Here is a 13,653-nt window from a genome sequence, read left to right as displayed (position 1 = left end):
GTTCGCGACCACGAAGGGGCGCTGGGGGCGCATCGAGGCGCGGGTGGGGGACCGGGACGTGCCCTTCGCCTCCCAGGCCCGCGCCTTCCGCACGCAACTGGCGCGCTGGCCGGACGTGAAGCTGCCGGACTGGGTGCGCACGGAGCTGTCGCGCATCCTCCCCGAACTGGGGGAGACGCGGCTCCTGCCGCCGTTGGACTCCGAGACCGGGATGCTGCGCTTCTACGACGCGGGCGCGGTGGCCCTCCAGATGCTCCATGAGCCCGAGGACATCAGCGTCGCGGACGACGTGCAGTACTGGGACATGGCCAGCACCCGGGCCTTCACCTTCGCGCTCCCCCGGATGTTCGAGGCCGCCTCCCGGGGCGCCCGGCCCATCCGCTTCATCGACTGCTACCGACGGGGAGAGCTGCCGGACTTCGCGCGAACGCACATCGCCCAGCTCGTCGACGCGGGGCTGGCGCGCATCGTGGAGCTGGGCGCGCTGACGGGCGAGGAGGTGAAGCGCATGGTGGCGGCCATGGGCCTGCCCGGCGCGGAGGCGCACGCGGAGGACCTCACGCGCTACACGGGCGGCAACCCCCTCTACGTGGTGGAGACCCTGAAGCACCTGCTGGAGACGGGCTCGCTGCACCGCGACTGGCCCCAGCGGCTGCCCCCTCCGGGGCGGGTGGGCCCCCTCATCCAGCTACGACTGGAGCGGCTGTCCACGCTGGCGCTCCAATGCGCCCGGCTCGCGGCGCTGGCGGGCGCCTTCTTCCGCACGTCGCTCGCGCCCCGGGTGCTCCAGGTGACGGCGGTGGCCGCGCACGAAGCGCTCGCGGAGCTGGAGTCGGCCCAGGTCCTGATGGGCGAGCGCTTCAGCCATGACCTGGTGATGGAGGCCGTGCGCGCCGGGATGGAGGCGGGAGAGGCCCGGGTGCTGCACGGCCGGCTCGCCGCGGCGCTGGAAGAGGACGCAGCCCCCGCCATCCTCCTGGCGCATCACTGGCTGGAGGCGGGGCGCGTGGAGAAGGCGCTGCCGCACCTGCTGGCGTCGGCACACTCCGACGAACAGGTGCTGCCTCCGGAGGAAGCGGCGGAGCACTACGCCCGGGCCGCGGCCCTCATGGTGGCCACGGGCCAGAAGGAGGACGCCGCGCGGGCGCGGGCCGCCGAGGCGCGATGCCGCCTCCAGGCCGCCACCTCGGGAGCCGCCCTCCGCCCGTCCGGCAAGGCGGGATAGCAACGTGCCACGCGTCAGCCCTGGGCCAGCAGCGTGCCCAGGCGCTCGCGGTAGCCCCGGCTGAGCTTCAGCGTGGTCCGATCCCTCAGGATGACCTGGTACTCGCCGTGGAGCAGCGGGCGCAGTTCCTGGATGCGCTGGAGGTTGATGACGGTGGAGCGGTGGATGCGGATGAACCGCTCCGGATCCAACCGCGCCTCCAGTTCGCGCAGGGGCTGACGCACCAGGTGGCTCCGCGCGCCGATGTGCACCTGGACGTAGTTGTCCTCCGCCGCCATCCAGTCCACGTCATCCACGCAGAGCAGCGTCACCCGCCCCACCTCCCGGACGACCAGCCGCTCCAGGTAGCGCGGAGGCCGGGACGGGCCAGGCAGGGACTCCACGAGGCCCGCGAGCTGCCGCACCAGGTGCTGGATGCGCGCCCGGCGGACATGCTCCTTCGCCCGGGCCAGCACCTGGACGAACCGCTCCAGGAACAGGGGCTTGAGGACATAGTCGAGCGCGCGGACCTCGAAGGCACGCAGGGCGTGGTCCTCCCGCGCGGTCATGAAGACGACGGCGCCCGCGCACGAACTCCCCGCCTCATGGAGCAACTGGAAGCCATCCAGGCCCTCCAGCGCCACATCCAGGAAGAGGATGTCCACGGGCTCGCGCCGCAGGGCCTCCACGGCACTGCCCCCGCCGTCGTGGACACCCGCGACGACCACCTCGGCATCGTCATCCAGCACCGAGCCCACGAGCCGCCGGGCCTCCGGATCCCCGTCCACCACCATCACGCGAATGGGCGCGGACTCCAACAATCCCTCTCGAACGACCATGTCCCTGACCTCTCCCGATGCACTACGAATCGCTTCCTGAAGACAACTCACGGACGCCATGGGCCGCTTCGTCACACGTTTGGAGCCACTGGCGGCACGGCGATGTCCCCTGTCCGCCAATGCCGGTACTCATCACGGCACTCCGGCTCGCCGGGGTGGCGGCCACGCCGAGGCAGGAACGGTCCGGCCGTCTGGCGTTTCCCATTCGCTGTCTGGAGTCACCATGCTGCGTCGAATCACGTCCTACGTCGTTCCGGCGGCCGCCCTGTTGCTCGGGGCGTGCGGTCCCGAAACCCTCGACCCGTCGGAGCCGCCCGCGGAGGCGGTGGGAACGACCGAACAGGGCCTGTCCGTCACCATCAATGACTTCCCGCTGGCCTTCTACGTCCCACCGAAGACCGGAGGGGATGCTGACTTCGCCGGCAACGGGCCGAGGATCGACGTCAACTTCGAGCTGGAAGTCCGCAACACCAACGAGCTGTGGATTGGGATGTTCATCTGGGGCAACGAGGTGGGCGGCACCACCAAGGTCGAGGGCAACCGGTGGTACCACATCGCCACCACCACGAGCCCCATCCTGAGCGTCTCGCCGGCCCCCGTGCCCGTCGCCGACTACTACATCGGGCCCGAGTTCACCTTCGGGTACACGGACACGGGGCACTCGAACGACGCCTGGGCCTTCCCGCAGCTCCCCGGCAACACGCGCATCGTGCAGACCCTCACCTGCGTGGGCGACACGAGCGGCAACGAGGCCGGAACACGGACGGGGTGCGAGGCGGTTTTGCATGACCTGACGATCACCTTCTGATGTCAGGCGTGACGGCGGCGTGACAGGCCGCGTCCGGGCTGGGGAGACCTGGACGCGGCCTGGAACGACGCGTCATGAAGGAGCGCGGCGGACCCGGGGCCGGCACTTCAGGTGGTGCCCTGCCGGGCCGGGGGTTAGGTTGCGCCGCATGTACATCGAAACCTTTTCCCAGATGAAGAAGCAGCTCGGGCAGATGGAGAAGTGGCTGGAGACGGCCGCGACCTTCGCCAAGACGAAGTCCTTCGACCCGAACATCTTCCTCGGGTTCCGGCTCGCGCCCGACCAGCTTCCGTTCTCGCGTCAGGTGCAGATCGCCTGTGACTCCGCGAAGCTCGCGGCGTCCAGGTTGACCGGCAAGGAAGCCCCTTCGCACCCCGACACCGAGCAGACGCTCGAGCAGCTCAGCGCCCGCATCAAGTCGGTGATTGCCTACCTCGACGGGTTCTCCGCCCGCGACTTCGAAGGGGCCGCCGAGCGTTCCATCACCCAGCCCCGCTGGGAGGGAAAGACGATGACCGGTGCGAATTACTTCCTCGAGCACGCGGTCCCGAACTTCTTCTTCCACATCACCCACGTGTACGCGCTGCTGCGCCACAACGGCGTGAACCTGGGCAAGGCCGACTATCTGGGGGCGCTCAGCCTCCGCGCGCCCTGAGCCTCAAAGGCTCATTCGATCTCCACGACGCAAGGTCCCAGCTCCAGCAGGAGCGGCTGGCGGGCTGGGACCCGCAGGCGTTCGCCGGGCACTGACGCGGATGTTCCTCCCGCGGTGACGGTGCCCTCCACCACCTCGATGAAGTAGCAGGGGTGGTGACCGCCGCCGACCGTCACCCGGGCATGGACGGGCGCAACCCCTTCCTGATCCACGACGACGGTGTTGGCGCGGGCCCGCCCGACGGTGAGCCCGTTCGACCAGACCTCACCCCGTCCCCCGAGCAACTCCGAGGAGAGGACGGCCCCGTCCTTCAGGCGGACGGTCGCCTTCACCCGGTATCGCTCCACGCGCCAGTACACCAGCGAGGCGCTGAACGGGCGCGCGTCTGCCCAGGCGAGCGTGCCCGTTTCGGGATCCACGCGGACGGTCTGGAAGTTCTCCGGCACGCGCAGCCAGTCGCGGGTTTCCACGGAGAGGTCCGGGACGCGAGCGGGCTCCCACTCGAAGAGGCAGGGCTTGAGGCTCGCCTCGCCGTCCATCCCATCGCTGAAGCGGACCCGGACGGTGAAGGGAGCGACACAGCGGGCTTCGAGGATTGCCGCGGCCATGAAAACGCCTTTCCTGCGCAGGCAGATGCCAGCCCCGATGACGAGGCTGGCAGCCGCGAACGGAAGGCTACTGGAAGCTCACCTTGCCGTCCCGCTGGTAGCAGACGTGCGGCGTGCCATCCGTGGGACGGATGGCCACGCTCGGGCGCGTGGCCTCATCCACGGTGCCCAGTTGCGTATACGTCCAGAACCCCTGCGCATCCGGCGTGGTGAGTTCCATCGCCGTCCCGTTGCGCAGGACGGCGACCGGCTTGCCCCCGCCATACGCCAGGTCCGAGGCCTGGTACCTGTAGTCGACCGGGGAGGGGCTCACGGTGCTGGCCGACAGGGGCGTGCCCACCGTGATGTCCTCGATGGCGACCCGTTCGCCATCACTGATGCCGCTGGCCATCGAGAGGAGGTGCTGACCCTGTCCCCAGACGAGCGAGTTCCAGGCACCGGAGGAGCCGCCATCCTTCACCTTGAAGGAGTCGATGACCGAGCCCCGGATGACCCGCAGGTAGTTGCCCCAGACGCCGCTGGCGAATTGGTTGGTCAGGAGATACAGCGCCCCGGTCGCATCGAAGACCGGCTCTCCCGTGAGGTGGGACGTGGTGAGAGGCAGCAGCGAGCTGGCCCAGGTGTTGGCCCCCGTCCGGGTCGAGACCCGGATGGTCCCGAGGGTGCCGCTGGTGGAGACAATGACCGGCTGATTGCCCTGCGCGGGGTTGAGCGCGATTCCCATCTTGGTCGTCGGCGCGACTTCCGCGCTCTCGCGAATCCATGCACCATTGACGCGCGCGGCGTATCCGATGCGGAACGTGGCGACCGAGACAGGACCGGTGCTCTTGAGATAGCCGACGTGCGGCGTGCCCGTCGCCGCGTCGAGCGTCAGCACGGGCTGCGTGATGAACATGCCCCCGGTGTTGAAGCCGGGACCGTCAATCTGCTCCGTCGTCCACGTCGTGCCATCCCAGCTCGCGTACCAGAGGGTCTTGTGGGTGTCGTTCGTGTAGACGGCGTGTCCCTTGCCCGCGTCGTCGAACGCGAGCTTGCAGGTGCTACCCGTGACGTCCGGCCCCGAGTCGATCACCGTGCTGGTGGCGAGCGCAGGCGCCACCACGCTGAAGTGGAACGACCCCTCCGCCGTCTTCCCGGACTCCGTCTCCACGGAGACGGACAGGGACGCCGTTCCCGCTGGAGGCAGCGTCCAGGTGACCTGCTCCACGTCGGACGCGAGGACCCCGGCGTTGGTGCTCCAGCGCACCGACTTGAAGGCCTCTCCCGAGGCGACGATGCGGAAGCGCTCCGGCGTACCCTCCACGTAGGGACCCGCGCCACCCTCCCGCTCGATGAGCAGCGCCAGCTCCCCGGGTCCGTGCGAGGCAATGACCTCCACGGGTCTGGGCTCACGATCGCAGGCGGAGAGCAAAGGCAGGCCACTCAACAGCAGCATCCAGGGAAAGGACCTCTTCTTCAGCATCGCTTGCGTTCCTTGTTGGGGGGAATTCGGCCCCACCGTCAACGAACGGGAGTCCCAGAAGGTCTACGCAAAATGACTTTCTTTTTCGGGAGGCGCGCGGGAATGGCACATCAACGCGCTTTGATTCGCTTCGGCCGGAACAAGGCTTCTGACTCGGCCTGCGCGGCCATGTACTCCGCGAACACCTCCTCGATGGAGGCCGCGACGCCGCGAATCCTGGGTGTCCTTCGCAATTCCTTGTGCATTGAGAGGTAGAAGCGGAACGTCGGAAACGGCGTCTCCAGGCCCACCCGGACCAGACGCGGGTGGTCCTTTCCCGCGCCGACCGCGAGGAAGACGAGCCCCATGCCGCGCTTCGCCGCCTCCAGGCGTGCCTCCATCGAGTTCGAGCGGAAGGGGAAGCGCACGGCCCCTCTCTGCAAGAGCCACTGCGTGGGGCTTTGCCGGTGGGGGACCCCATCCTCGATGAGGAAGTCCTGCGGGCCGTAGTCCCTGGCGCCCAGGAAGCCCGAAGGCAGGCAACGTGAGAGATAGTCCTCGCTCGCGTAGAGCCCGGTCACGATTTCGCCGAGCGGCTTGTCGATCAACGCGGGCGACGAGGACCGGCCGCCCCGTATCCCGATGTCCGCTTCGCGGGAAGCCAGGTCCACGAAGCGCGACTCCGACACCGCCTCGATGAGGGTTTCGGGGTGGAGCCGCCGGAAGCGCGCCGCCGCTTCGGCCGCGGCCGGCATGAAGCCATCGGGAAGGGAGACCCGCACCACGCCCGCATAGGGAGAGCCTCCGCCCCGGTCGCGCCGGCGTGCCGCGAGTGATTGCTCGAAGCCCTCCGCGAGCCCGACCAGCTCCAATGCCTCCCTTTCGAGCCACGCCCCCTGGGACGTGCGATGCACCAGCGAGCACCCCAGGTCCTTTTCGATGGCGCCAATCCGGCGCGCCACCGTGGAGGTCGACATGCCCAGGTGGTGTCCCGCGGCGAGAAAGCTGCCTCGGCGGTGCACTTCGAGGAGCACGCGGAGGTCATCCCAGGCTGGAAGCTTGTTTTCCATTCGTGCACAACGTTAGTCGCGGCTGCCCGTTGCTGGAAACAGACGGGAGCGCGGTGTCAGCGAGCTCCCGTGGCGGGAGGAAGGAGCGCGGGCGCCTTCGGCCGCGTCATCCGCTCTCCGGCCTTCGCGACGAACTCACGACCAAAGAAGCGGGAGGCGAAGGTCATGAGCTTGTTGGCGCCGCCGTGCACGACGGAGGCGCGCCCCGCGATGAAGGCCGCGAGTCCCAACTGGACCACGTCCTCGGGGCGCGCCTTCCTGCCGGGATCCGCGCCAGGGCCCGAGCGCGCGAAGAAGGCCGTTTCGGTCGCGCCCGGGGACAGGCAGAGCACGCGGACGCCGCGCGGGCGGTACTCCGCCCAGAGCGCTTCGCTGAAGGACAGGACGAACGCCTTCGTCGCGCCATAGACGGCCATGTACGGAATCGGCTGGTAGCCAGCGACGGAGCACACCTGGATGACGCCGCCCTGACGCCGCTCGATCATGGGCAGAAAGAGATGGGTCAGTTCATAGAGCGCCACGACGTTGAGGTCGATCTCCTCGCGCTGCTCGGCCAAGGAGAGGTCGCCGAAACGGCCGTGGATGCCGAAGCCGGCGTTGTTGATGAGAACGTCGACTTCCAGTCCCCTCGCGGTGACAGCGTCGAAGAGGCGCTGGGCCGCGCCGGGTGCCGTGAGGTCGGCGGTGAGGACATGGGCGTTGCCCAATTCCTCGCTGAGCGCCTTGAGCCGGGCTTCGCTCCGGGCCACCAGGAGCAACGTCGCCCCGCGCCGTGACAGTTCCCGGGCGAAGACCTCGCCGATGCCCATGGAGGCGCCCGTGACCAACACCGTCTTGCCCGCGAAATCAAAAGTGTTCATGGCGCAAGCATGGCGGCCGGTGCGCATCCCGAGAACGGGCATCGGCGGCAAGCAGCTTTCCAGAAATGCAAAGCGTGGATGGAGGCGCTGGCTACGGCGCGGACGCCACCCGCCGCAGGGCGTCGGTGAGCACGCGGTGGGGCTCCGCCGGCAGGTCGAGCGAGCGCCAGGCCACATAGCCATCCGGGCGGATCAACGAAGCCCCCTCCTTCCCCAGGCCCAGCGCCTCGCGGAATGTCTCCGCATCCGCCGTCCGCACGTCGACGCCAATGCGAAGGCACTGGAGTCCGAGGCCCGGCGGCCTTCCGGCCTGCTCCACGGCGGAGCACCACCGGGCGTCCCCGGCGAACAGCACCCAGCCTCGCTGGAGTAGATCGAGCGTGGAGCGCCTCGCGTCGCCGTCGGCCACCCACGCATGCGGCGCGCGTGTTCCGGGTTGCCCCGCCCACTGCTCCGGCCTCGCCGCGGGCGGGAGCGAGTCGCTGGCGTCGAGCACCGCCGTTGAGCGGTACAACTGCCCGAACTCCATCGCGTCATCGTCGAGGATCCGCGCGTCCCCGGCGGTCCCACCCGCCTCCGCCTTGTAGTCGTTCCGGGCGAAGATCTGCTGGTGCCGGAGCCACGCGATGGGCCGGCGTTCGGCGTCGTAGGTGTCGAGCAGGGCTGGCGCTGACGCACCGGAGAGGACCGACGCCAGCTTCCACGCGAGGTTGTGGACGTCCTCGATGCCGGTGTTCGCGCCGTAGCCACCCCGGCTGGGCGGAAGGGTGTGCGCGGCATCTCCGGCCAGGAACACCCTGCCGGCCGCGAAGCGGTCCGCGATGAGCGCGCTCAGCTCCCAACGGCCCGTGGTGATGAGCTCCACCTCCAGGTCGGACCGGCCCACCGCCCGGCGCACCAACGCCCTCAAGGTGTCTTCGTCGCGCTCCTCGTCATCCGAGAAGATGAGCACCCAGCGACCGTCGCCGTAGGTGGTGAGGAACGCGCTGAACCCCGGCTGCTCGATCTGGAACTGCGTCACGCCCGCCTGGAGGTACGCCTCCAACGGAGCCCGGAACAGGACGCTGCGCACCGTGCGCATGTGGCCCCGGCCATCACGGCCAATCCCCAGGGCCTCGCGGACCGGACTGCGGTGCCCATCCGCGGCGACGAGATAGGCCGCGCGCAGCGTGTACTCCCGTCCCCCGCGCTCACGCAGCCACGCGGTCACCCCTTCCGCATCCTGTTCGAACCGGACCAGCTCGGTCCCGAGCCGGATGTCGGCGCCAAGCTCCACCGCCCGCTCCCGAAGCAGGGGCTCCAGGCGGTCCTGGGCCAGCGCCGTCCCCGTGCACGGCGAGTATTCGATGGCGGGCGTGTGGGGATTCTCCGGCGTCCATGAGGACTCCTCGAACCACGTCCCTGCGAGGCTTTCGACCCGGGCCCGACGCAGCCGGAAGCCGGGGGGACTCTGGGGGATGCGCGAGCCCAGCCCGACCGCCCGGAAGAGCTCCATCGTCCTCGGCGTGTAGCCAATCGCCCGGGGATGCGGCGAGCTGCCCGGATGCCGCTCGACGAGCACCGTCGGCACGCCCCGCCACGCCAGGAACATCGAAGCGGACAGGCCCACCAGGCCGCCGCCCACCACCAACACCGGAGTCGAATCCATCTTGGAGCCACCCTTTTATACACCGTATCGATAGATACAGTGTATAAATGGTCGGTCCGTTGTCAATGCAGGTTCGATGGGGCAAGACGGCCGGGATGACCCAGAAGCCGCGCGTGTCGGATTCCGCCCTCGTCTGGGAGCGTCCAGAGCCCTCCAGCCGCCCCGCGCCCGGACCGCTGAGCCGGGAGCGCATCGTCGGGGCCGCGCTGGAGCTGGCGGACGCGGAGGGGCTCGCGTCGGTGTCCCTGCGCAAGGTCGCGGCCGCGCTCGATGCGGGGCCCATGCGGCTGTACGGCTACCTGTCCACCAAGGAGGAGCTGTTGGAGCTGATGGTGGACGCGGTGTACGGGGAGATGGTGTCCGAGGGGCCGATTCGCGGCGCGTGGCGCGAGGCGCTCCGGAGCATGGCCCACCGCACCCGACAGGCCGCCGCGAAGCACCCGTGGCTCATCGACCTGATGGTGGGCCGTCCCCACCTGGGCCCCAACGCGCTGGCGCACCTGGAGGCCTCACTCGCCTCGCTGAGCGACACCCCGGGCTTCGGAGAGGACATCGACGCGGTCATGCAGGCGGTCGGCACCGTCAACGCCTACGTGGTCGGCGCCCTGCGGAACGAGGCCAGCGAACAGCGCGCCACGCTCGACAGTGGGATGAACAAGACGCAGTGGCAGAACGCCACGGAGCCGTACATCCGCCGGATGATCGCCACCGGCCGCTTCCCGACGCTCGCCAGGGTGTTCCAGGACGCCACCCACCCCGCCTTCGAGGTCGTCTTCGACAAGGGCCTGGACTGCGTGCTCGACGGCATCGCGGCACGACTCAAGCGTTGAACGGAAGAGAGGACTTCATGGCCATCGAGAAGGCTCTGCTGCTCATCGCGGACATCGGCGGGTACACCCGCTTCATGAAGCACCACCGCTTCAGCCTCGCGCACGCGCAGGACACGGTGGCGCAGTTGCTGGAGGCCCTCATCGACGCCTCCGGCCGCTTCAAGCTCGCGAAGCTGGAGGGGGACGCGGCCTTCTTCTATGCCGTGGGGGACGACACCACGGCCATCGCCCAGCAGGTGTCGGACATCCGTCGCGCGTTCCTCGCCCGACGCGAGCGGCTCATCATCGACCGCATGTGCAAGTGCGACGGCTGCATGCAGGTCAACGCCCTGACGCTCAAGTTCGTGGCGCATGCCGGAGAGGTCGCCTTCCAGCGGGTGAAGCACCTCACCGAGCTCGCGGGCGTGGACGTCATCCTCGTGCACCGGATGCTCAAGAACGACGTGCCCGTGAAGGAATACGTCCTGATGACGGACACGGTGCAGCAGGGGCTCACCCCGGAGCTGCGCCAGCTCACGCGGGGGCTCGAACACGACTTCGAAGGCATGGGCCTCACGGCGACGCACTACCTGGACTTCAGCGAGGTCACCGCGGCGCTTCCCCTGGCCCTGCGCCCCAGCCTGCCCCGCCGTCTGTGGGCCAAGCTGCTGCTGGAGGTGCGCTCGCTGAAGTATGTGCTTGGCTTCAAGAAGCCCTGCGAGGACTTCCGCAACGTCGAGATCGTCGACGTCCAGGCCCCCTGAAGACAGCCTTCAGGGGGCGCGGCCGGCCCTCACGCGTCCGCTACTGCCACTTGTAGACCATGCCCTGGGAGTTGAGGCCCCACACGGAGCCGTCGCCCGCGGCGGAGATGTTCCGCAGCGCTCCGGGCACCTGCTTCCAGGCCGTGCCGGTCCACTGGAAGATCTGATCCGTGGCATTGAGCGCCCAGATGTTCTTCGCGCTGCCCACGGACACGAAGGTCATTCCCGCGGGGATGTTCCAGGTCCACTTCGCGCCGTCCCAGCGCAGGACGCGGTTGGAGTCCGGGGGATTGGTGGCCCACAGCTCGCCGTCCGAGCCGACGGAGAGCTGGCTGACGCAGCAGCCCTTCTTCTCCCAGGCGGAGCCGGTCCACTGGAACAGCGAGCCGCCGTTGTCCAGGCCCCAGGCCGTGTTCGCGTTGACGGCGGTGACCTGCTTCATGCCCGTGGGGATGTTCCAGGTCCACTTGTTGCCGGTGGCATCCCACTTCAGCACGCGCAGCGAATCCGGGGGATTGGTGGCCCACAGCGTCCCGTCGGAGGCGGTGGAGATGTTGCTCACCGTGCCGCCCATCCGCTGCCAGCCGCCGCCGATCCACTTCCAGTTGAAGCCCGCCGTATCCAGGCCCCAGATGGCGTTGGCGCTGCCCACGGAGATCTGCTTGAGCGTCGCACCCAGCGGCGCCGGCTGGAGCACCCACTGCGGCGCCGGAGGAGCGACAGGAGGCAGCAGGTCGCTCCACTTCATGACGATCTTCGCGTCCGACTGGCCCGCGAACGTCACCGTCTTGTCCGTGGCGTTCACGGTGATGGCATACACATACCGGGAGCCCGGCTTCTCCCACTGCGCCACGACCTTGCCCGCCGCGTCGTACGCGACGATGCCCATGGCGACGCGGTTGTCCGTGTAGCTGAAGGCCCAGAACGTGTAGCCCTTCCACTTGATGACCGGGCAGGTGGCGGCCGGGGCACCCGTGCCGGGGCCCTGCGTGCACGTCACCTTCATCCCCGCGGGGATGGCCGGCGTGGGGCTCGGCGGGACCTGGACGACCACGGGCGGGGCCGCCAGTTCGTCCCAGGTCATGGTGATCTTCGCGTCCGACTGGCCCGCGAACGACACCGTCTTGGCGGAGGGGTTGATCAGGATGGCGTACACATAGCGGGAGCCCGGCTTCTCCCACTGCGCCACGACCTTGCCCGTGGCGTCATACGCGACGATGGCCATGGCGACGCGGTTGTCCGTGTAGCTGAGCGCCCAGTACGTCAGGCCATCGAACTTGAGCACGGGACAGGTGGCGGACGCGGCCCCCGTTCCGGGTCCCTGCGTACAGGTCACCTTCGTGCCCGCAGGGAGCGCGGGCGGCGGGGCGGGCGGAACCTGCGCGACGGCGGGCAGGGACTGGGCTTCCGCCCGGGCGCCGGCCGTGAAGACCATCAATCCAAGACACAGTGCTACGAGGTTCGCGAACTTCGAGGGTCGTCCCATGGAGGCGGGTCTCTTTCAGGTGTCGCCAAAGCGGCGCGAAGCCTCCATGAGCAACAACCACGCCATCCAGGTGCCGGGAGAGCGGCGTGCCACGCAGGCGCGCGTGGCACGTCAGCGTTCGGGGCGCGCTCACACTGACGCGTCCGTTGACGTGTCAGCGGCTCACGGCCTCTTCGGGTGTCGGGCCCTCCTGCCGCCTGTTTGGGCTGCAAGAGTCCGCAGCCCGCCGCAACGCCCCCCGCTGACGAATGCACCCTGCGCGCCAGGACCGCCCCCTTGTGCTCAGGCCTCCTCCGGCATGCGCAGGCCTGCGAGCTTCCGGTCCGCCAGCACCGAGTGCAGCTCGCGAATCCGGCCGCTCGCATCCACATCCACCCGAATCACGGTGTTCACGGCGACCAGCGGGTCCTTCGCCTTTTCGAACACCGCCACCACCGCGGGCAGACCGTTGAGCATCCGCACCTCCACCGCCCTCGGCGCGCCGCGCATCTCCAGCAGTCGGCGGAAGAAGACGAGCACGCGCTGGGCTCCGAGCAGCGGGACGTGCGCCGCCCGCACCACGCCGCCACCGTCCGTCAGCGCCCGGGCATCCGTGGCGAGCAGGGCCTCCGCCGCCGCCACATCCCCGGACAGCAGCGCCCCCAGGAAGCCCTCCAGCGCGGCCCGGGTGCGCTCCTGGAGTTCCCGGGTGGGCACGCAGCGCGACTGGTCATATGCGGCCATCGCCGTCCGCGCGCGGTGGTGCACCACCTTCACGTTCACCTCGCTCATGCCCAGCGCTTCGGCCACCTCGCGCACCGAGTAGTCGAAGACGTCGCGCAGCAGCAGCACCGCCCGCTGCTTCGGCGACAGCGCCTCCAGCGCCAGCAGGAAGGCGAAGGAGACACTCTCCAGCAATTCGTAGCGCCCTTCCGTCGAGCCTCCGCCGGGAAGCCGCGCCTCCGCCGAGGGCGGCACCTCTTCGTCCCCCGTGTCCACCAGCGACGGCAGCCACGGTCCGACGTAGCCCTCGCGGCGACGGCGCCGCAGGTGGTCCCTCGACAGGTTCACCGCCACCCGCGTGAGCCACGGGCGCAACGTGTCCAGCCGCTCCGGTGGGGTCGAAAGGGCGCGCGCGTACACCTCCTGCACCAGGTCGTCCGCGTCCGCCGCCACGCCCGTCATCCGGTAGCAGAGCCCCCAGAGGAAGCGCTCGTGCTCGCGGGCCGCCTCCGCCAGTGCCGTTCGCGCCCTCGCATCCATGTGGCTTAAGCCCCCACCGCGCGGCGCCGGGGCACCGCCGAGCCCTTCAGCAGGGCGTGCTCCACCACCTCGGCGCTCGCCAGGGACGCGTCCGCGAGCATCCCTTCCGCGCCCACCCAGTCCCCCACCCGGAACAGCCCGCCCACGTGGGGCACCGCCACGGCAGGACGCCCCGACAGGCCACCGTTCGCCGCGCGGGGCAGCCCTTCGCTGACGGTG

Annotated in this window: 12 protein-coding genes and 2 pseudogenes; 5 read left to right on the top strand and 9 right to left on the bottom strand. The window is 69.5% G+C overall.

All coding sequences use genetic code 11. The annotated features are described in order from the left end of the window. Positions 1 to 1,225: pseudogene (locus D7V88_RS30555) on the top strand (AAA family ATPase); the annotation flags it as partial. A gap of 14 nt (positions 1,226 to 1,239) precedes the next feature. Here D7V88_RS30555 and D7V88_RS30550 read toward each other — a convergent pair. Next, positions 1,240 to 2,043 (bottom strand): LytR/AlgR family response regulator transcription factor, encoded by an 804-nt coding sequence (locus D7V88_RS30550; RefSeq protein ID WP_120544149.1) that lies wholly within the window; start codon positions 2,041 to 2,043, stop codon positions 1,240 to 1,242. 223 nt (positions 2,044 to 2,266) lie between these two features. On the opposite strand from D7V88_RS30550, the gene D7V88_RS30545 reads away from it, so the two are divergent. Both D7V88_RS30545 and D7V88_RS30540 read left to right on the top strand, forming a co-directional pair. After that, on the top strand, positions 2,267 to 2,851 hold the full coding sequence (locus tag D7V88_RS30545) for a hypothetical protein (protein ID WP_120544148.1): 585 nt from the start codon (positions 2,267 to 2,269) through the stop codon (positions 2,849 to 2,851). A 148-nt stretch (positions 2,852 to 2,999) separates the two neighbouring features. After that, on the top strand, positions 3,000 to 3,506 hold the full coding sequence (locus tag D7V88_RS30540) for a DUF1993 domain-containing protein (RefSeq protein WP_120544147.1): 507 nt from the start codon (positions 3,000 to 3,002) through the stop codon (positions 3,504 to 3,506). An 11-nt stretch (positions 3,507 to 3,517) separates the two neighbouring features. Here D7V88_RS30540 and D7V88_RS30535 read toward each other — a convergent pair whose 3' ends face one another. From D7V88_RS30535 to D7V88_RS30515, 5 genes are all read right to left on the bottom strand, one after another. Continuing rightward, positions 3,518 to 4,114 carry an FHA domain-containing protein gene (locus D7V88_RS30535; protein ID WP_120544146.1) on the bottom strand — a complete coding sequence of 199 codons (597 nt, stop codon included), beginning with the start codon at positions 4,112 to 4,114 and terminating at the stop codon, positions 3,518 to 3,520. Between the two features lie 67 nt (positions 4,115 to 4,181). Next, a complete protein-coding gene (locus tag D7V88_RS30530; protein ID WP_120544145.1) occupies positions 4,182 to 5,576 on the bottom strand; it encodes a hypothetical protein in 1,395 nt (464 codons plus the stop codon). A 110-nt stretch (positions 5,577 to 5,686) separates the two neighbouring features. Then, positions 5,687 to 6,625, bottom strand: coding sequence for a LysR family transcriptional regulator (locus tag D7V88_RS30525; protein WP_120544144.1), 939 nt, complete (start codon positions 6,623 to 6,625; stop codon positions 5,687 to 5,689). Positions 6,626 to 6,681: 56 nt separating this feature from the next. After that, complete coding sequence (locus tag D7V88_RS30520; RefSeq protein ID WP_120544150.1) at positions 6,682 to 7,485, bottom strand: SDR family NAD(P)-dependent oxidoreductase; 804 nt, start codon at positions 7,483 to 7,485, stop codon at positions 6,682 to 6,684. A 91-nt stretch (positions 7,486 to 7,576) separates the two neighbouring features. Then, positions 7,577 to 9,133, bottom strand: a complete 1,557-nt coding sequence (locus D7V88_RS30515) for an FAD-dependent oxidoreductase (RefSeq protein WP_120544143.1) — start codon at positions 9,131 to 9,133, stop codon at positions 7,577 to 7,579. A gap of 95 nt (positions 9,134 to 9,228) precedes the next feature. On the opposite strand from D7V88_RS30515, the gene D7V88_RS30510 reads away from it, so the two are divergent. Both D7V88_RS30510 and D7V88_RS30505 read left to right on the top strand, forming a co-directional pair. Next, positions 9,229 to 9,963 (top strand): TetR/AcrR family transcriptional regulator, encoded by a 735-nt coding sequence (locus D7V88_RS30510; protein ID WP_120544142.1) that lies wholly within the window; start codon positions 9,229 to 9,231, stop codon positions 9,961 to 9,963. Between the two features lie 17 nt (positions 9,964 to 9,980). Continuing rightward, entirely contained in the window at positions 9,981 to 10,706 is a 726-nt protein-coding gene (locus D7V88_RS30505; RefSeq protein WP_120544141.1) for a DUF2652 domain-containing protein, read from the top strand. A 40-nt stretch (positions 10,707 to 10,746) separates the two neighbouring features. Here D7V88_RS30505 and D7V88_RS30500 read toward each other — a convergent pair whose 3' ends face one another. The 3 genes and pseudogenes from D7V88_RS30500 to D7V88_RS30490 form a co-directional block, all read right to left on the bottom strand. Next, positions 10,747 to 12,192, bottom strand: coding sequence for a tectonin domain-containing protein (locus D7V88_RS30500; RefSeq protein ID WP_147448925.1), 1,446 nt, complete (start codon positions 12,190 to 12,192; stop codon positions 10,747 to 10,749). A gap of 282 nt (positions 12,193 to 12,474) precedes the next feature. Then, entirely contained in the window at positions 12,475 to 13,434 is a 960-nt protein-coding gene (locus D7V88_RS30495) for a sigma-70 family RNA polymerase sigma factor (RefSeq protein ID WP_120544139.1), read from the bottom strand. A gap of 5 nt (positions 13,435 to 13,439) precedes the next feature. After that, a pseudogene (locus tag D7V88_RS30490) lies at positions 13,440 to 13,653 on the bottom strand (amine oxidase); the annotation flags it as partial.

This window comes from Corallococcus terminator (genome assembly GCF_003611635.1).
Lineage (GTDB): Bacteria > Myxococcota > Myxococcia > Myxococcales > Myxococcaceae > Corallococcus > Corallococcus terminator.
This window is presented reverse-complemented; position numbering and strand designations above follow the sequence as displayed.